This is a genomic window from Candidatus Methylomirabilota bacterium (genome assembly GCA_035764725.1).
GTDB lineage: Bacteria > Methylomirabilota > Methylomirabilia > Rokubacteriales > CSP1-6 > DASRWT01.
Window position 1 is genome coordinate 13,529 of sequence record DASTYT010000142.1, and the last position, 17,291, is coordinate 30,819.

Sequence of the window (17,291 nt, forward strand, 5' to 3'; positions counted from 1 at the left end):
TCACGCGCGGCGGTGGCCCTCGCGTGGCTCTTCGTGCTGCTGCTCGGCGCGACACGCCCTGCGACCGCGCAGGCGCCCTCGATGGCGGACAGCGTCGCGACCACCGAGCCGGGGAAGTGGCCATATACCCTGCCGTTCATGTCCGACATGGCGCTGAAGCGGGGCTACGAGCTGCCGCTGCCCCTCGGCCTCTCGGGGGTCTTCTACTACGTGGAGCGCGACATCGAGATCACCGACATCCGGGTCGGCGTGGACGGGGCGCCGGTCCGCAGCGTGAGCAAGTTCTTGAACGCCGGCTCGACCAGCCACGTGAGCGTGGCGGTGGCCCGGTTCGACGCATGGCTCCTCCCCTTCCTGAACGTGTATCTGATGGCCGGCTATGTGGCCAACAACACCACCACCCGAGGCGAGCTGACCATTCCGAGACCGGGCCGGCTCCCCGGCGAGCGGACCTTCAACCTGACAGCGAAGACGGAGCTGGAGGGCTTCATGGGGGGTGGCGGGCTCACCCTCGCGGCGGGCTACCGCAGCTTCTTCGTCATGGGCGACGTGAACTACAGTCAGACGGACATCGGCTTCGACGACCGCTTCAAGGCGCTGATCGGCTCGGTGCGGACGGGCTGGAACGGGAAGGTCCTGGACGTCCCCGTCCGCTTGTGGGTGGGCGGTGTGTACTGGGGCACCCGAAGCACGGCACGATCCAGCGTGGACGTGGTCGGCGTGGGGAAGGTGGCGTTCGAGGCGGACCAGGGGCCGGAGCATCCCCTGAACGCGATGATCGGCGCACAGGTCACCCTCTTCAAGCGCTGGGACCTGTTCGCGGAGTACGGCACCAACGCCAAGGACGTCCAGACCGTCGCCGCCGGCCTCAGCTTCCGGTTCTGATCCCTCGGTGAGGGGCTACGATCCGCCGGCCGCCGAGGCCAGCGACGTGACGGCCTCGCCCACCGATTCGGCGATGGCCGGGTGCACGACGTGCCGGCCCCAGACGTTGATGCCCCGGGCGAGGGGAGAGCCCTCGCGGGCGACGGCGGCGGGCCCCTTGGCGGCGAGCTCCCGCACATAGGGCAGCGTGGCGTTGGTCAGCGCGAAAGTGGACGTGCGCGGGACCAGCGCCGGCATGTTCGCCACCCCGTAGTGCACGACACCGCCGACGCGATAGGTCGGCTCGAACACGGTGGTGGGGCGTATGGTCTCGATGCAGCCGCCCTGATCGACGGCTACGTCGACGATCACCGCGCCCTCCTTCATGCGCTCCACCATCGCGCGAGTGACGAGGCGCGGCGCTCGCACGCCCGTGACGAGCACCGCGCCCACCAGGAGATCGGCGCGCAGGAGGGCCTGCTCGATGTTGAACGCGTTCGAGGCCAGCGTCACCACCCGCCCGCGGAACATCTCGTCGATGACGCGCAGGCGGTCGAGATTGATGTCGAGGAGCGACACGTCGGCGCCGAGGCCGACCGCCATTCGCGCGGCGTTCACGCCGACCGTGCCGCCGCCGAGTATGACCACATTGCCCGGCGGCACCCCGGGCACGCCCGCGAGCAGGACGCCGCGCCCGCCGTACGCCTTGCCCAGGTAGTGCGCGCCCTCGAGCACGGCGAGCCGGCCCGCTACTTCGCTCATCGGCGTCAGGAGGGGGAGGCTGCCATCGGGACGCTGCACCGTCTCGTACGCGATCGCGATGACCTCCGCCCGCCGCAGCGCCCCCGTCAGGGCAGGCACCGCCGCGAGGTGAAGATAGGTGAAGAGGATCAGCCCGCGCCGGAACCGCGGGTATTCCTCCTCGATGGGCTCCTTGACCTTGAGGATCAGGTCCGCGCCGGACCAGACCTCGTCGACGGCGGCGAGCCGCGCGCCGACCTTCCCGTACTCGTCGTCTCGGAAGCTGCTGCCGGCCCCCGCGCCCTGCTCCACGATGACGGCATGGCCCGCGTCTACGAGCGCGTGCACGCCGGCCGGCGTGGCGGCGACACGCTGCTCGCCGAGCTTGATCTCACGAGGGACGCCGATGACCATGCCTCTCTCGTATCACCGGCGGTCGCATGCGTCCATGGGACCTAGGTCGGACGCGCTCGCGCGCGTGAGGTGCCCCGCAGTGACACACGACGTCGACGCAGTCAGCACGAAACCGATCGACGGGTCTGCCAGCGACCATACTCGAAGGGTCAAGGAAGCGCTCGGGTGCGCACGATGAGCGGATGGCGCCGCAACGTCCAGAGCAGGATCGGGACCCCGACGGCGCCGGGCAGGAGCCAATGAGCCACGGGCGGCAGCGAATGCCATAGCAGCAAGTTCGGTCCATTGTCCACGTAGAACGCCGTGAGGAGCAAGATATACGACACCGACATCCCGGTAACGTGCACCGGCAGCCAGCCACGCCAGAGGCACCGTCTCGCCATTCGGCCAACCGCTGCCGCACCAAAGGACAGAATGCCGAGCACGAGAAGATGCGTGTCATGTGGCCAGCGCAGGATTGAGAGGGCGGCCATGGTTAGCGACACCACGACGAGACTCCAGTAGTACACCGCGCCTGCAGACGGATGCCGGCCCGCATGCTTCGGACTCAACATGGCGCCGATGCCGGCGACCGTTGAGACAAGGCCGGCCGCTACGTGCACCGCCACGATACTGAGGAATACGGGGGAGGATGATGGGATGGGGATGCCGAGGACAACAACTCCTTGATCCATCATCGCGTCAGGCTAGAGCGGCTTCAGCTCTCTGCCGTCATCCTTTCCGGGCCGGGGACATGTGGCACGCCCGTAATCGAAACGCAATCTCGGCGTCCGGTCAAATTCACGAGGTGACATACCGAGGCCGCTCGATTCTGTCATCGCGATGAGCCGTGCGACATCTCGACGCGCTCAGGCTGAGCGGGAGACTCCCGCGCTTGTCGTGCGGACGTGGCTGCGGTCCCCCGCCAAGTCCCGCGGCGCCAGCATGCGAAAGGCGATCTGGCCCAGCGTCATGATGACCGCCACGTGCAGGAAGGCCAGGCCCCAGCCCTTCACCGACATGCCGCCCGAGAGGTCGAGGATCCACCCGATGACGATGGGACCGATGAAGCCGCCGACGTAGCCGGACATGGAATGCACGGCGAGGGTAGCTCCGCGGCGCGCGGGATCGGCGCTGCCGGCGGCCCCAGCGGTGAGTGAAGACGAATCCAGCCAGATGAGGAGGCCATAGACCAGGACGAGCAGCGCGGCGAGCAAATAGGACCGAGGCCCGACGAAACCGATGATGGCGCCGCAGAGCGCGGAGCCGGTCATGGCCAGGCGCACCAGCCGCTGCCGGCCGAGGCGGATCGAGGCCTCGTTGCCCGCCACGCTGATCCAGGTTCCGACCAGCCCCATCAGCATGGCCACGGTGGTCGGCGCGAGCCACGCCTTCTCCCCGGTGGCGGCGGCCACGTACGCGAGGAAGGCGACCGCCCAGCCACGCAGGGAGTTCATCTCCCACGTGTGCGCCCAGTAGCCCAGCGCGTAGGCCATGGCGGACCGGTTGCGGAGCACCGGCCGGAAGTCGAAGAGGGCCCCACCGGCCGCCGCGTGGGCGCGCCGCTCCCGTGCGGGCACGGACCAGAACACCAGGAGCCACGCCGCCAGCGTGACCACTCCGCCGGCGAGAAAGGCCTGGCGCCAGCCGTACCACGGGCCGAGCGTGCCTGCGAAGACGAACGAGATCGAGCCGGCGATGCCGATGCTCGCCGCGTGGCCCGCCACCGCGCGCGACATCAGCATGGGATCGACGCGATCGGCGAGGAGCTTGAGACCCGTCATGTACGTACCCGCCCAGCCCACGCCCGCCAGCGCGCGCAACGCGATCGCGCTCCAGAAGCCGTCTGCGAGGGCGGCGAAGCCCAGATGGCTCAGGGTGGTGAGGGCCACGCCCGTGAGGTACACGCGGCGCGCGTCGATCCGGTCCGTGAGCGTGACGAGGATGGGGACCGACAGAGCGTACGCGGCGTAGAAGACGCCGGTGATCCAGCCGGCTTCACGGTTCGTGAGGCGCCAGTCGGTCATGAACACCGGCAGCAGCGCAGGCCACGTGTACGCGCCGATCTGCGCGAAGACCTGCGCCGCGCACACGAAGCCGACGAGGCGGGCCGGGGTCAGGGGGCGGGTTCCTTCAGCCAGGCGACCAGGCGCTCGTGGATCTGGTCCCGCACGCGCCGGAAGACGGCGAGCCGCTGAGCTTCGTCGCCCTGGGCCCGCGAGGGATCCTCGAACGACCAGTGCTGGCGCTTCACGGTGCCGGGAACGAACGGGCAGCGCTCGTTGGCGTCGTCACACACCGTGATCAGGTAATCCCACGGCAGCGGCGTGACATCCTCGTAGCGTTTCGACGTATGCCCGCTGATGTCGATGTTCTTCTCGGCCATGACCCGGATGGCCAGCGGGTTCACCCTGGTCTTCTCGGTGCCCGCGCTGCCCGCCTCGAGCCGATCGCCGGCCAGGGCACGCAGGAAGCCCTCGGCCATCTGGCTCCGAGCCGAGTTGTGCGTGCACAGGAAGAGCACCCGCGGCTTGCTCACGGGAGGAGCCGCTCCACGATCACGCAGTCGCGCCACTGACCCTCCAGCTTCCCGTGGCGCTCGTAGACGCCTACCACCCGGAAGCCGCAGCGCTTGTGAAGCGCCAGGCTCGCCACGTTCTCGGGGAAGATTCTGGAGACGATCTTCCAGAAGCCCCGCTCGGCATAGGTGCGGCAGAGGGCGTCCAGCGCGGCGCGGCCGGCGCCCGAGCCGCGCGCCGCGCGCGCCACATAGACCGAGTGCTCGGCAACACCGGCGTACGCGGACCGGGTTCGATAGGCGCCGGCCCCGGCCCACGCGACGACCTGCCCCTCGCGCTCCACCACCACCGTCGGGAAGCGGTCACCCTTCTCCGCGATCTGGGTAGCGAGCTGCTCCGCCGTGCGCGGCTCGGTCTCGAAGGTGGCGATGCGGTCCGCGATGCCCTCGTTGTAGATGGCCGCGATCGCGGCCGCATCGGCCGTGGTGGCCAGACGCGTGCTGAGCGTCATCGGGCGCGGACGATCACGTCGGGCGCGGCGGCCGGCAGCGCGGGGCTCAGCCAGCGAAAGAACGCGGTCGCGCTCATGGCGCCCAGCAGCTGGGCCACGATGAAGCCGGGCGCATCGGCGGGCCGGATGCCGGCGAAGGTGTCGGAGGCGGCTCGAGCCAGCGTCACCGCCGGGTTCGCGAACGACGTCGAGGCGGTGAACCAGTAGGCGGCGGTGATATAGGCGGCCACCGCGAAGGGGACGAAGGCCGAGTGGGCGCGGACGCAACCCCAGATGACCGCCAGCAGGCCGAACGTCGCCACGAACTCGCTGAACATCTGAGCCGGCCCGGAGCGGGCATGCTGCGAGGCGAAGAAGAGCGGCAGCTCGAACATCGTGTGGGCGGCGGCCACGCCCGCGTAGGCCCCGAGCACCTGCGCGCCGACATACGGCAGGACGTGGGACCACGCGATGCCTCCCTGCCAGGCGTCGGCGAGGGTGACGGCGGGGTTGAAGTGGGCGCCCGAGATCGGACCGAACGTCAGGATCAGGGCGACCAATGCCGCGCCGGTTGCGACCGTGTTGGCGAGGAGCGCCAATGCGACATTGCCGCCGGCCAGGCGCTCGGCCATGATGCCAGAGCCCACGACGGCTGCGAGGAGCATAGCGGTCCCCACGCATTCCGCGGCCAGTCGTCGGGCAAGATTCGGTCGGCTGCTCACGCGGAGCCGCAGCAGGATCCGCCCTTGGCGAGCGGAAGTATCCCGCGGCTCTTCTGCGGCTCGTCGCCTTCCAGGTCGTAGTTGAGGTGGTAGACCTCCCACTCCACGCCGTCCGGGTCCTTCACCCAGAACTTGTCCTGATTCGCGTGGCAGCAGTCGACGCCCAACTCTTCCTGCACCGGTAGGCCGGCGGCCTTCACTCGCGCCAGCTCGGCCATCACCGTCGCCACCGCGTCCACCTGGACGCCGACGTGGTCGATGGTGCCGGCGGCGGCGGCCCCGCCGCTCGAGAGCGCCAGGTTCACGGGCGCCCAGTCGGGCAGGAACTTGACGTAGCCCGGCTTGATCTTGACCGGCGCCGTCCCGAGGAACTGCTCGTAGAAGGCGCGGCTCTTCGTCAGGTCCGAGACATGCAGGTGAAGATGAACCTTCGCGCTCATGATGGTCCCTCCCTAGCAGCAGGCGGTGAGAAGCCGGACAAGCGTCGTCACTGCCTCCCGCTTCACGGAATAGTAGATGTAGCGCTCTTCCTTCCGGCTCTCGACGAGTCCCGCCCGCCGGAGCAGATCCAGATGATGCGAGAGCGTGGGGCCGGGGATCTCGACCTCGGCTTGTATCTCGCCGGCGGACAGCTCCTTGCCCGCGTGCACGAGGCAAAAGAACACCTGAAGACGAGAGAGGTGGGCGAGCGCCTTGAACGCTTCGACGTGCTCCTCGCTCGCGTGGAGCTGGGCGAGGGGAAGCCGTGCGATGGTCTTCATGTGTCGATCGCCATGCTGGTGATCCCTTCCCGAACTGGATTTAGACATTTCCATAGTTATCGAAATATGGTATGAATGTCAAGTCTTATGAATATGACGAGCCCGAGCGCGCGCGCAACCTGGTCGGCACGGATCACCGACCCCATGGTCACCGCCGTGCTCGCGCTCGGGATCACCCAGATCACGGCCTGGGGGACCAGCTACTACTGCCTCGGGGTGCTCGCCGGGCCCATCAGTCAGGACACGGGTTGGAGCCGGGGCTTCGTGTTCCTCGGGTTCACGGTCGCGCTCCTCGCCATGGGCATCGTGTCGAGCTGGGTGGGGCGCCTTATCGACCGGCACGGCGGCCGCAAGGTGATGACGCTCGGCACCATCCTGGTGTCGGCTGGCCTGTTCGCGCTCGGTCACGTTCACAGCGAGGCGGCGTATCTCGCGGTGTGGGCGTTCCTCGGCATCGGGATGCGGCTCTGTCTCTACGACGCTGCCTTCGCCGCGCTGGTGCAGGTCGCGCCGTCACGCGGACGGAAGGCGATCTCGTATCTCACGCTCTTCGGCGCATTCGCGTCGTCCGTCTTTTGGGTCGTCGGGCACGAGCTGAATCAGCGGGTGGGATGGCGGGAGACCTTGGTCCTCTTCGCGCTGATCAACTTGGTGATCTGTCTGCCGCTGCACTGGTTCGGGCTCGCGCGGCGCGAGCCTGCGGGACGCGCCCCCACCCCGCGCGGCGCGCCCGCCGCCTCCCCCGAGGACCCGCCCCTCGAGGGGCGCGCCCGCTCGGTGGCCATCGTGCTCTTCGCCCTCATCATGTCGCTCAACGGCTTCGTGTTCGGCGTGGTCTCGGTGCAGCTGGTCCCGCTGCTCGAGGCGGCGGGCTTGGTCACCGCGGTCGCGGTGTGGGTGGCCTCACTGAAGGGGGTTGCGCAGTTCGGCGGGCGCGTGGTCGAGATCGTCTTCGCCCGCAATCTACGGGCCATCACCGTCGGCCGCATCGCCGTCGCGGTGCTTCCGCCGTCGCTGCTACTGCTCCTGAGCGGAACCGGCCATCTGTACATGGTCGTGGCGTTCACGCTGCTCATGGGGGCCTCCCAGGGCGTGATCACGATCGTGCGCGGCGCCGTACCCCTGGTCATGTTCGGCGCCCAGGGCTACGGGGCCGTGCTCGGCGCCATCGCCGCGCCGGTGCTGATCGTCAATGCGGCTTCGCCCACCGCGTTCGCGTGGATCGTGGACCGCTGGGGCTGGCCCACCGCGCGCGTGTCCCTGCTGGTGGGCTCCGCCGCCGCGTGGGTCGTCATGGAGCTGATGTCGGCCTGGTATGAACGGCAGCGGCGCCCCGCCGCGGGCGCGGTGAACCGTCGAGGCGTGGTGCGCGAGTGAGTCCCGCCGCGATCACCATCCGCGACGCGGAGGAGCGCGATCTTCCGGTTATCAACGCGATCTTCAACCTCGAGGTCGTGGAGTCGGCGTTCCTCTACGTCGAGGCGCCGGTCAGCGCCGACGACCGGCTCGCGTGGCTGCGAACGCATCGGATGGCGCGCCTGCCCGTCATCGTGGCGGTCGACCCAGGCGACCCGACGACGGTCCTGGGCTGGGCGTCCCTCTCTCCGTACCGGGTATCGAGCGGCTACCGGTTCACGCTGGAGGCGAGCGTCTACGTCGCGCGCGGCTCGCATCGCCGCGGCATCGGGCGCGCTCTGCTTGCCGCCCTCCACGAGCGGGCGCAGGCGCGCGAGGCGCACGCGATCGTCGCGAGCATCGACAGCGAGAACACGCCGAGCATCGCGCTCTTCGAGCGATTCGGCTACGTCGAGGCGGCGCGCCTGACCGAGGTCGGTCGGAAATTCGACCGGTGGCGCACCCAGCTCCTCTTCCTGCTCAAGGTCTCTAGGCCACCACGCACTCGTAGGGCAGGAGCTGCCGCGGGCGCGCGAGATCGTTGAGGCGGGCCCCACCGTACAGCGCCTGCTCCGAGCTCCACTTCGCGCGGCCGCCGGGAAGCGACCCCTCCGATACGGGCTGCGGAGTACCGGCGAGATTGAAGAGCGCGCGGAGCACAGCGCCGCTGGCCGCATTTCCCCGGGTGAGCTCCAGCACGGGTCCCGCCGCCGCGTCCGGCAGCAGTCGCACGGAAGGCCGCGTGAAGTCCCGCAGCGCCGGCCACTCGCGCCGCGCGGCCAGCAGATCCCGGTAGAGCTGCCGCAGTCCCGCGCGTGGCGAGCCCTCGGGCCACGACCAGTCGAGCCGGGCCGAGCGGAACGTGGTCTCGGCGCCCGGGTCCGGCACCTCGCCTTGCCACGCGAAGGCCGCGAATTCCTGCGCGCGGCCTTCACGCACTGCCCGCATCAGCCGCGGGTCGCCGAACGAGCAGAAGAACGGGAAGGGGTGCGTCTCGCCGTACTCCTGGCCCATGAAGAGCAACGGCAAGTATGGCGAGAGGAGCAGCAGGCACGCGGCCAGGCGCTGGGCGGCCGGGTCGGGGAGCAGGGTCGAGAGGCGGTCGCCGCGCGCGCGATTGCCGACCTGATCGTGATTCTGCACGCACACGACAAAGCGATCGGGCCCGAGATCCGGCGGCAGCGGCGCGCCATGATGACGCCGGCGGTGCACGCTGTAGTCCCCCGCATAGACGAAGGGCGTCTCGAGCGCGCGCGCGATCTGCCACGCCGAGCCGAAGTCCGCGTAGTAGCCCTGCCGCTCGCCGGTGAGATGGGTGTGCACGGCGTGGTGGAAGTCGTCCGCCCACTGGGCATCCAGGCCGAAGCCGCCGCGCGTGGCCCCCGCCAGCACGCGCGGGTCGTTCTGATCGCTCTCCGCGATCACGTGCAGCGGCCGGCCCATGCGGGCCGCCGCGTCGTCCGCCAGCTCCTGGATCGCACGCAGGATGTGGCGCGCCCCCAGGTCGTAGATCGCGTGCACCGCGTCGAGCCTGAGCCCGTCCAGATGAAACTCCTCCAGCCACATGCGCACATTGTCGAGCACGAACGCACGGACACCGTCGGAGCCGGGCCCGTCGTAGTTCACCGCGGCGCCCCACGGCGTCCGGTAATGATCGGTGAAGTACGGGCCGAACTCGCCGAGGTAGTTACCCTCGGGCCCGAGATGGTTGTAGACGACGTCGAGCACGACGGCGACCTCGGCCGCGTGGCAGGCGTCCACCAGTCGCTGGAGTCCGCGCGGCCCGCCGTAGGACTCCTGGGCCGCGTAGAGGAACGTCCCGTCATAGCCCCAGTTCCGCGCGCCGGGGAACTGCGCGATCGGCATCAGCTCGAGCGCGGTGACGCCCAGCTCGCGCAGCGCAGGCACCCGGGGGATGATGGCCTCGAACGTGCCCTCGGGCGTGAACGTCCCCACGTGGAGCTCGTAGAAGACGAGATCCCGCCGCGGCACCCCGCCCCAGCGCGCGTCCGTCCAGGCGAACTTGTCTGGCCGCACCACCGCCGACGGTCCGTGTACGCCGTCCGGCTGCCACAGCGAGCAGGGATCCGGGCGCTCGGGGCCGTCGTCGAGCCGGTACGCGTAGCGCTGCCCCTCGTGAATGGCGGGAAGCCGGGCGGAGAAGTCACCCGCCTCTCCCGCGCTCATCGGGTGGACACGCCGCTTCGTCCCGTCCACGAGCACCAGGTCCACGCGGTGGGCGCGGGGCGCCCAGACACGCCAGCACGTCGAGCCGTCGGGCTCGCCGGTCGCACCGGCACGCCGCCTCGCTTCAGTGCGATTCACGTCGTGAGACCCCAGCAAGTCATGTGCCGCCCAGTCGAAACACCGCTCGGTAAAAGGTGACCAGGTGACCGAGCAAATCTTCTACCCCTGCTTCCGCCACACACGCTTAATCCGCGTCATTTCTATCCGCCGGTCCCGGCACGTCGTTTGCGTTATAAGGGGATGGTGAACCCACCCATGAGAGTGTGGCCGGGGCGGCCGTATCCGCTGGGAGCGACCTGGGACGGCGCCGGCGTCAACTTCGCCCTGTTCTCCGAGAATGCGACCAAGGTGGAGCTCTGCCTGTTCAATTCCGCGGAGGACTCGGTGGAATCGCGGCGCATCGTCCTCGAGGAATACACCGATCAGGTCTGGCACGCCTACCTTCCCGACGTGCAGCCCGGCCAGCTCTACGGCTACCGGGTGGACGGCCCCTATGAGCCGGCGCAGGGCCACCGCTTCAATCCTAGCAAGGTGGTCCTCGATCCCTACGCCAAGGCGATCGGCCGCTCGCTCCGATGGGACGACGCGCTGTTCGGCTATCGCGTCGGCGACGAGGCCGCCGATCTCTCGCGCGACGACCGCGACAGCGCCGCCTTCGCGCCGCTGGGGCAGGTGGTCGACTCCGCGTTCACCTGGGGTGACGATCGCCCCCCGCGCACGCCCTGGCACAAGACGCTGATCTACGAGACACACGTTCGCGGGTTCACCAAGCGCCACGGGGACGTCCCCGAGAAGCTCCGCGGCACCTACGCGGGCCTTGCCTCCGAGGCGGCCATCCGCCACCTGCGCGAGCTCGGCGTGACCGCGGTGGAGTTGATGCCGGTACACCACTTCCTGCGGGAGCGCCACCTCCTCGAGAAGGGCCTCACCAACTACTGGGGCTACAACACCCTGGGCTACTTCGCGCCCGAGCCCACCTACGACGCGCCCGGCAACGCGCTGAGCCCGGTGGCGGGGTTCAAGACCATGGTGCGCGCGCTGCATACCGCCGGGATCGAGGTGATCCTCGACGTCGTCTACAACCACAGCGCCGAGGGCAATCAGCTCGGCCCCACGCTCTCGATGCGGGGCATCGACAACGCCTCCTACTACCGACTGGGGCCCGAGCCGCGCGCCTACATGGACTTCACCGGCTGCGGGAACACGCTGAACATGCAGCATCCGCGCGTGCTCCAGCTCGTGATGGACAGTCTCCGCTACTGGGTGATGGAGATGCACGTCGACGGCTTCCGCTTCGATCTCGCGAGCACGCTGGCTCGCGAGCTGTTCGAGGTCAATCGCCTGGGCGCCTTCTTCGACATCATCCACCAAGACACGGTGCTGTCTCAGGTGAAGCTGATCGCCGAGCCGTGGGACGTGGGCCCCGGCGGGTATCAGGTCGGCAACTTCCCGGTGCTGTGGGCGGAGTGGAACGGCCGGTACCGCGACAGCGTCCGCCGGTTCTGGAAGGGCGACGGCGGGCTGGTCTCGGACTTCGCCACGCGTCTTGCCGGCTCCAGCGACCTCTACCAGGGCACGGGCCGGGCGCCCTACGCGAGCGTCAACTTCGTCACCTGCCACGACGGCTTCACGCTGCACGATCTGGTCTCCTACACCGAGAAGCACAACGAGGCCAACGGGGAAGACAACCGCGACGGCACCAACGACAATAGCTCCTGGAACTGCGGCGCGGAGGGTCCGAGCGAGGATCCCGAGATCGTCGAGTGCCGCGAGCGGCGCAAGCGCGCGTTCATCGCCACGCTGTTCTTCTCCCAGGGCGTGCCGATGCTCCTCGCCGGCGACGAGCTGTCCCATACCCAGCGCGGCAACAACAACGCCTACTGCCAGGACAACGAGATCACGTGGCTCGACTGGGAGCTCGACCACCGCGAGCAGGAGTTCCTGGCGTTCGTGAAGCAGGTGAGCCGCCTTTGGCAGACGCAGCCCGTGCTGCAGCGACGGAAGTGGTTCCAGAACCGCTCCATCCGCGGCACGGGGATCAAGGACATCTTGTGGTTCACCCCCGGTGGGCAGGAGATGTCCGACACGGACTGGACCACCGACTTCGTGAAGTGCCTGGGCGTGCGGCTGGCCGGAGACCTGATCGGCCACGTGGACGAGCGGGGCGAGCCGGTGACCGGCGACACGCTGCTTCTGCTCCTCAACGCGCATCACGAAGAAGTGCTGTTCACGCTGCCGCCGCTCGATCCCGAATACCGCTGGGAGCCGCTGCTCGACACCGCGAACGGCAAGCTGGGCCAGAGCCTGGTCGTCGAAGGCGCGCCGTATCCGCTTCAGGCCCGCTCGTTCGCGGTGCTGCGCCGGGCGGGTCCGCCTCCGTGACGTCCCGGCCCCGGCCCGAGGCGACGTACCGCCTCCAGCTCCACGCCGGGTTCACCTTTCGCGACGCGCTCCGGATCGTCCCGTACCTGCGCGACCTCGGCATCACCCACTGCTATGCCTCGCCCTACCTCAAGGCGCGGCCCGGCAGCACGCACGGCTACAACATCATCGATCACTCCGCGCTGAACCCCGAGATCGGCAACGAGGAGGAGCACGACCGGTTCGTGGCGGCCCTTCACGCCCACGGTCTCGGCCTCATCCTCGACATGGTGCCGAACCACATGAGCGTCGCCACCAACGACAATGCCTGGTGGAACGACGTGCTGGAGAACGGCCCCGCCTCGCGCTACGCGGGGTACTTCGACATCGCCTGGGAGGCGGCACCCCGCGCGCAGCTCCACAACAAGGTCCTGCTGCCCGCCCTCGGCGAGCCGTACGGCGACGCGCTGGAAAACGGCCGCCTCGCGCTCGTCTTCGAGGGCGGCGCCTTCGTCATCCGCTACGGCGAGCGGCGATTTCCGGTGGCGCCGCCGACCTACGCGCGTGTGCTCGAGCACCGGCTGGACGAGCTCGAGCGCGAGCTGGGCGCGGACTCGCCCGCGCTCGCGGAGTACCAGAGCATTCTCACCGCGGTCCGGAACCTGCCCCGCCGGACCGAGGTCGAACCCGCCCGGGTGGCCGAGCGCGCCCGCGAGAAGGAAGTGATCAAGCGCCGGCTCGCCGCGCTCGTCGCCGAGCATCCCGCCGTCGACGCGTTCATCGCCGGCACCCTCGCCCGCTTCAACGGCAGGCCCGGGGATCCCGCGAGCTTCGACCTCCTCGACGAGCTTTTGGAGCACGAGTGCTACCGCCTCTCGCATTGGCGGGTGGCGACCGACGAGATCAACTATCGGCGGTTCTTCGACGTCAACGATCTCGCCGCTCTGCGCATGGAGCGGCTCGAGGTCTTCGAGGCCACCCACGCCCTCGTCCTCCACCTGGTCGCGGAGGGCAAGCTCGACGGCCTGCGCATCGACCACCCGGACGGCCTCTTCGATCCCGGCCAGTACTTCCAGCGGCTGCGCGAGCGCGGCGTCCCCTACGTGGTGGCGGAGAAGATCCTGGCTGCGGGGGAGCCGTTTCCGGAGACGTGGGCGGTCGATGGCACGTGCGGATACGAGCTGATCAACGAGATCAATGGGCTTTTCGTCGACGGCGCGCAGGTGGAGGCGTTCACCGCGCTCCACGGCGCCTTCACCGGGGAGGATCTCTCGTTCGCCCAGGTGGCCTACGAGAAGAAGGTGCTCATCCTGAACACGTCGCTGGCGAGCGAGCTCCACATGCTCACGCATGAGCTGGACGAGCTCGCCCAGCGGCGCCGCGCCTCGCGCGACTTCACCTTCAACACGCTTCGGGATGCCCTGCGTGAAGTCATCGCCTGCTTCCCCGTCTACCGCTCGTACATCGACGACGCCGGTCCCCGCGAGCTCGACCGCCGGCACGTCGAGACCGCGGTCCGCCGCGCCGCCCTGCGGAACCCCATCATGAGCTTCCGCGTGTTCCGCTTCATCCGCGACGTGCTGCTGGAGCCCCCGCCCGCCGGCGCCGAGGAGGATCGGGCGGAGCGGCGCCGCTTCGCGGGCACCTTCCAGCAGGTGACGGCGCCGGTCATGGCCAAGGGTGTCGAGGACACCGCCTTCTACGTCTACAACCGCCTCGTGTCCCTTAACGAGGTCGGTGGGGACCCCGGTCGCTTCGGGGTCAGCCCGGACGCCCTGCACCGGTTCTGCGCGGAGCGGCAGCGTGCCTGGCCGCACGCGCTCTCGCCCATGTCAACGCACGACACGAAGCGCAGCGAGGACGTGCGGGCGCGCCTCGACGTACTCTCGGAGCTCCCCGAAGCCTGGGGCGGGGCGGTGCGGCGCTGGCGTCGCCTCAACGAGCCGCAACGGGTGCGCGTGGACGACCTCGCCGTGCCCGACCCCAACGCGGAATATCTCCTCTACCAGACCCTCGTCGGCGTCTGGCCGCTCGAGGCCGACCCGGCGGTGGATCCCCTGGCGGCGCGCCTCCAGGCCTACATGGAGAAGGCGCTCCACGAGGCCAAGGTCCACACGAGCTGGATCAATCCCAACGAACCCTACGATGACGCCGTGCGCGAGTTCGTCGCCCGCATCCTCGATCCGGGGAGGAGCCGCGCGTTCCTCGACGACTTTGGGACGTTCCAGCGCCGGATCAGCCACTACGGGCTCTTCAACTCCTTGTCCCAGACGCTGCTGCGCATCGCATGCCCGGGCGCGCCGGACACGTACCAGGGCACCGAGTCGTGGCGCTTCGACCTGGTGGATCCCGACAACCGCCGGCCGGTGGACTATGCGCGGCTCCGGGCCATGCTCGACGATCTCGGACGCGCGGAGGCCACGCCCGGCCTCCCCCGCGGGAAGCTCGCCCGCGAGCTAGTGGCCGCGAAGGAGGACGGGCGCGTCAAGCTCTACCTGACGTCCCGCGCGCTCCGTTGCCGGCGCGACCATCCGGGCCTCTTCAGCGCCGGCGACTATCTCCCGCTCACGCCGGCCGGCGAGCAGGCGGCGCATTGCTTCGCCTTCGCGCGCAAGGCCGGTGACGCCTGGGCGATCGCCGCGGTGCCACGGCTCCTCACGCGGCTCCTCCCCGAGCCGCCGCAGGCGCCGCTGGGGCCGGAGGTCTGGGGCGACACCCGGCTCCCGCTGCCGGAGATTCCGACGATGCGCTGGACGAATCTCTTCACCGGCGAACGGCTCGATCCGGCGATGCGGAACGGCGTGGACGCGCTCGCGGCGGGCGACGTCTTCCGCGACTTCCCCGTCGCGCTCCTGCTCGCTCAGGCGCGGTAGTACACCGTCCGCCAGGCGGTGAAGCGATGACGCCACCCCCGGAGCGACGGCATCCGCCCGCCCAGGTAGCGCGTGAGCCGATCCGCGAAGATCGTAGCGCGCGAGGGATAGAGCTGAGTGAGGGGGCCCACGCGCGCGTTCACGCCCACGAGGTAACGCCGGAAGTCGTTCCGGGGCCCGCCCACGTCGATCGTCCACTTCTCTTCGATGTGGCGGTAGCTCGCCATGACCGCCGGGATGTCCCACTTCCAGCGGTGGAACGCCACGTCCATCGCGTGCTCGAGCAGCGGGGGATAGTAGAGGTACACGCAGGAGGCGGGCTCGAACATCATGCGGCGGCCCGCCCGGCTCAGGGTCAGGCCGGAGTCGATGTCGCCGCCCTCGCGCAGACGCTCGTCGTAGATGCCCAGCCCGAGCGCGTCCTCCACCACCAGCAGCTGGCAGTGCACCTCGCCGAAGTCGATCTCGCGGCGCACGAGATTGGTGGTCTCGCAGACCTTCTGATGCTGGAAGCGCAGCTCCATGGTGCCGTAGGCCTTGCCGCCCTCGTGGGTGATGAAGAGATCGTTGCCGGCGGTGTGGATCTTGTCGTTCCCGTCCAGGATGAGGGGCACGACCTGGCTCGCCTCCGTCTCGCGCTGGCAGCGGAGCAGGGGCGCGAGCCAGCCCGGGCGGACGAAGACGTTGTTGTCCACACACACCGCCAGGCACGTGGTGGCCTCGCGGAGCGCGCGATTGCGCGGCTCGCCGGTGGTGCGAAAGCCCGGGTCGAGGATCAGTCGCGCTCGCCCGGCGAGGCGCTGCTCAAGGCGGGATCGAACGGACGCCGGGGCGCCGCCCATCGCCACGATGAGATCGTGCGGCTCCGGCGTGTTGGCCTCGAGATGGTCGAGACACTCGTCGGTGACGGAGAAGAGATCGCGCGGGGTGACGACGATTGTGCAGCGCTCGGTGGTGTGGGCCGGCGATGCGGGCTCCATGGACAGGGCCTCCCTCTATCCCACCTCGGCGCGGATGCGTCCGTGCAGGGCGGCGAGCGCGTCCGCCATGGCGTCCACCGAGCGCGCGCCCGACTGGAAGAGCGCGGTGGCGTTCAGCGACACCCACTGAAAGCCCATGGCCTTGAGCTCGGCCACGCGCGCGACCACGCGGTCGGCCTCGGCATAGAAGCGCTTGCCCTCCGCGTCGCGCGGGGGCGGGGCCACCATGCTCTGCAGGCCGATCGACGCGGGATCGCGGCCCGCCGCCTCCGCGTGGCGCCGGATCGACTCGATGGACCGGCGCGCGTCCGCGGCATCGGTGATGCGGCTGGCCAGCCAGCCGTCGCCCAGACGCCCGACGCGCCGGAATGCCGCGTCGGAGTAGCCGCCGATCCACACGGGGATCTGTCGCCCCTGGGGCGGCTTGGGCTCCATGGCCATCGCGACCGCACGGTAGTGGACGCCCGCGAAGTCCACGCGCGCCTCGCCCCAGTACGCGCGCATGAGCGTGATGGCCTCGTCCATCCGCGCCCCGCGGGTGCGGAAGCTCTCGCCCAGCGCCTCGTACTCGGCCTCCTGCCAGCCCACGCCCACGCCGAGCCGCACGCGCCCGCCGGACAGCGTGTCGAGCGTGCTGACCTGCTTGGCCACCAGCACGGGCTCGCGCTGGGGCAGGACCAGCACCTCGGTGCCCAAGGTCACGCGCGTGGTCACCGCGGCCAGGTGGGCCAGCGTCATCAGCGCCTCGAGGATCGGCATGCCGGCGTTGTACGGCCCGGGCGGCCGGCCCTCGATGGGATGGCCCATGACCACGTGGTCGAAGATGTCGATGTGGTCGAAGCCGATGCGCTCGAGGGCGCGGGCCATCCGCTGCACGGCCTCGGGCCCCTCCCGGTAGGACACGCTGGGAAACTCGACGGAGAGTTTCATGGCTCGCCAATTAGC

16 protein-coding genes are annotated in these 17,291 nt (G+C 69.6%); 5 read left to right on the plus strand and 11 right to left on the minus strand.

Features of this window, described 5'->3' with window-relative positions:
• Window positions 1-12: 12 nt before the first annotated feature.
• Window positions 13-885 carry a hypothetical protein gene (locus VFX14_23260; protein ID HEU5192609.1) on the plus strand — a complete coding sequence of 291 codons (873 nt, stop codon included), beginning with the start codon at window positions 13-15 and terminating at the stop codon, window positions 883-885.
• A gap of 15 nt (window positions 886-900) precedes the next feature.
• Here VFX14_23260 and ald read toward each other — a convergent pair whose 3' ends face one another.
• From ald to VFX14_23300, 8 genes are all read right to left on the minus strand, one after another.
• Window positions 901-2,019, minus strand: coding sequence for an alanine dehydrogenase (gene ald, locus VFX14_23265; GenBank protein HEU5192610.1), 1,119 nt, complete (start codon window positions 2,017-2,019; stop codon window positions 901-903).
• A 149-nt stretch (window positions 2,020-2,168) separates the two neighbouring features.
• Window positions 2,169-2,696 (minus strand): DUF2306 domain-containing protein, encoded by a 528-nt coding sequence (locus VFX14_23270; GenBank protein ID HEU5192611.1) that lies wholly within the window; start codon window positions 2,694-2,696, stop codon window positions 2,169-2,171.
• A gap of 171 nt (window positions 2,697-2,867) precedes the next feature.
• On the minus strand, window positions 2,868-4,091 hold the full coding sequence (locus VFX14_23275; protein HEU5192612.1) for an MFS transporter: 1,224 nt from the start codon (window positions 4,089-4,091) through the stop codon (window positions 2,868-2,870).
• Window positions 4,092-4,114: 23 nt separating this feature from the next.
• Window positions 4,115-4,537 (minus strand): arsenate reductase ArsC, encoded by a 423-nt coding sequence (locus VFX14_23280; protein HEU5192613.1) that lies wholly within the window; start codon window positions 4,535-4,537, stop codon window positions 4,115-4,117.
• Entirely contained in the window at window positions 4,534-5,028 is a 495-nt protein-coding gene (locus VFX14_23285; protein ID HEU5192614.1) for an arsinothricin resistance N-acetyltransferase ArsN1 family A, read from the minus strand. Before VFX14_23285 ends, VFX14_23280 begins: the two co-directional genes overlap by 4 nt.
• Complete coding sequence (locus VFX14_23290; GenBank protein ID HEU5192615.1) at window positions 5,025-5,729, minus strand: MIP/aquaporin family protein; 705 nt, start codon at window positions 5,727-5,729, stop codon at window positions 5,025-5,027. The genes VFX14_23285 and VFX14_23290 overlap by 4 nt, the downstream gene beginning before the upstream one ends.
• A complete protein-coding gene (locus VFX14_23295) occupies window positions 5,726-6,169 on the minus strand; it encodes an ArsI/CadI family heavy metal resistance metalloenzyme (protein HEU5192616.1) in 444 nt (147 codons plus the stop codon). The genes VFX14_23290 and VFX14_23295 overlap by 4 nt, the downstream gene beginning before the upstream one ends.
• A gap of 12 nt (window positions 6,170-6,181) precedes the next feature.
• Window positions 6,182-6,490 carry a metalloregulator ArsR/SmtB family transcription factor gene (locus VFX14_23300; protein HEU5192617.1) on the minus strand — a complete coding sequence of 103 codons (309 nt, stop codon included), beginning with the start codon at window positions 6,488-6,490 and terminating at the stop codon, window positions 6,182-6,184.
• A 144-nt stretch (window positions 6,491-6,634) separates the two neighbouring features.
• On the opposite strand from VFX14_23300, the gene VFX14_23305 reads away from it, so the two are divergent.
• Together VFX14_23305 and VFX14_23310 are read left to right on the plus strand one after the other, a co-directional pair.
• Entirely contained in the window at window positions 6,635-7,867 is a 1,233-nt protein-coding gene (locus tag VFX14_23305; protein ID HEU5192618.1) for an MFS transporter, read from the plus strand.
• Window positions 7,864-8,430: a GNAT family N-acetyltransferase gene (locus tag VFX14_23310; GenBank protein HEU5192619.1), complete on the plus strand. Its 567-nt coding sequence runs from the start codon at window positions 7,864-7,866 to the stop codon at window positions 8,428-8,430. Before VFX14_23305 ends, VFX14_23310 begins: the two co-directional genes overlap by 4 nt.
• Here VFX14_23310 and treZ read toward each other — a convergent pair.
• Window positions 8,375-10,210 (minus strand): malto-oligosyltrehalose trehalohydrolase, encoded by a 1,836-nt coding sequence (gene treZ / locus VFX14_23315; protein HEU5192620.1) that lies wholly within the window; start codon window positions 10,208-10,210, stop codon window positions 8,375-8,377. The two genes, VFX14_23310 and treZ, sit on opposite strands and share 56 nt — an antisense overlap.
• Before the next feature lie 177 nt (window positions 10,211-10,387).
• Between treZ and glgX the strand changes: the two genes are divergently transcribed.
• A complete protein-coding gene (glgX, locus tag VFX14_23320) occupies window positions 10,388-12,514 on the plus strand; it encodes a glycogen debranching protein GlgX (GenBank protein ID HEU5192621.1) in 2,127 nt (708 codons plus the stop codon).
• A complete protein-coding gene (treY, locus tag VFX14_23325; GenBank protein HEU5192622.1) occupies window positions 12,511-15,366 on the plus strand; it encodes a malto-oligosyltrehalose synthase in 2,856 nt (951 codons plus the stop codon). The genes glgX and treY overlap by 4 nt, the downstream gene beginning before the upstream one ends.
• On the opposite strand, the gene VFX14_23330 is transcribed toward treY, so the two are convergent.
• Complete coding sequence (locus VFX14_23330; protein ID HEU5192623.1) at window positions 15,354-16,346, minus strand: glycosyltransferase; 993 nt, start codon at window positions 16,344-16,346, stop codon at window positions 15,354-15,356. The two genes, treY and VFX14_23330, sit on opposite strands and share 13 nt — an antisense overlap.
• 15 nt (window positions 16,347-16,361) lie before the next feature.
• A complete protein-coding gene (locus VFX14_23335; GenBank protein ID HEU5192624.1) occupies window positions 16,362-17,276 on the minus strand; it encodes an LLM class F420-dependent oxidoreductase in 915 nt (304 codons plus the stop codon).
• Between the last annotated feature and the right edge of the window lie 15 nt (window positions 17,277-17,291).

Bases quoted from the DNA above. Each gene is read 5' to 3' on its own strand.
- glgX (HEU5192621.1), top strand. From the start codon at position 10,388: ATGAGAGTGTGGCCGGGGCGGCCGTATCCGCTGGGAGCGACCTGGGAC.
- ald (HEU5192610.1), bottom strand. From the start codon at position 2,019: ATGGTCATCGGCGTCCCTCGTGAGATCAAGCTCGGCGAGCAGCGTGTC.
- VFX14_23305 (HEU5192618.1), top strand. From the start codon at position 6,635: ATGGTCACCGCCGTGCTCGCGCTCGGGATCACCCAGATCACGGCCTGG.
- VFX14_23295 (HEU5192616.1), bottom strand. From the start codon at position 6,169: ATGAGCGCGAAGGTTCATCTTCACCTGCATGTCTCGGACCTGACGAAG.
- VFX14_23335 (HEU5192624.1), bottom strand. From the start codon at position 17,276: ATGAAACTCTCCGTCGAGTTTCCCAGCGTGTCCTACCGGGAGGGGCCC.
- VFX14_23300 (HEU5192617.1), bottom strand. From the start codon at position 6,490: ATGAAGACCATCGCACGGCTTCCCCTCGCCCAGCTCCACGCGAGCGAG.
- VFX14_23270 (HEU5192611.1), bottom strand. From the start codon at position 2,696: ATGATGGATCAAGGAGTTGTTGTCCTCGGCATCCCCATCCCATCATCC.
- VFX14_23330 (HEU5192623.1), bottom strand. From the start codon at position 16,346: ATGGAGCCCGCATCGCCGGCCCACACCACCGAGCGCTGCACAATCGTC.
- VFX14_23285 (HEU5192614.1), bottom strand. From the start codon at position 5,028: ATGACGCTCAGCACGCGTCTGGCCACCACGGCCGATGCGGCCGCGATC.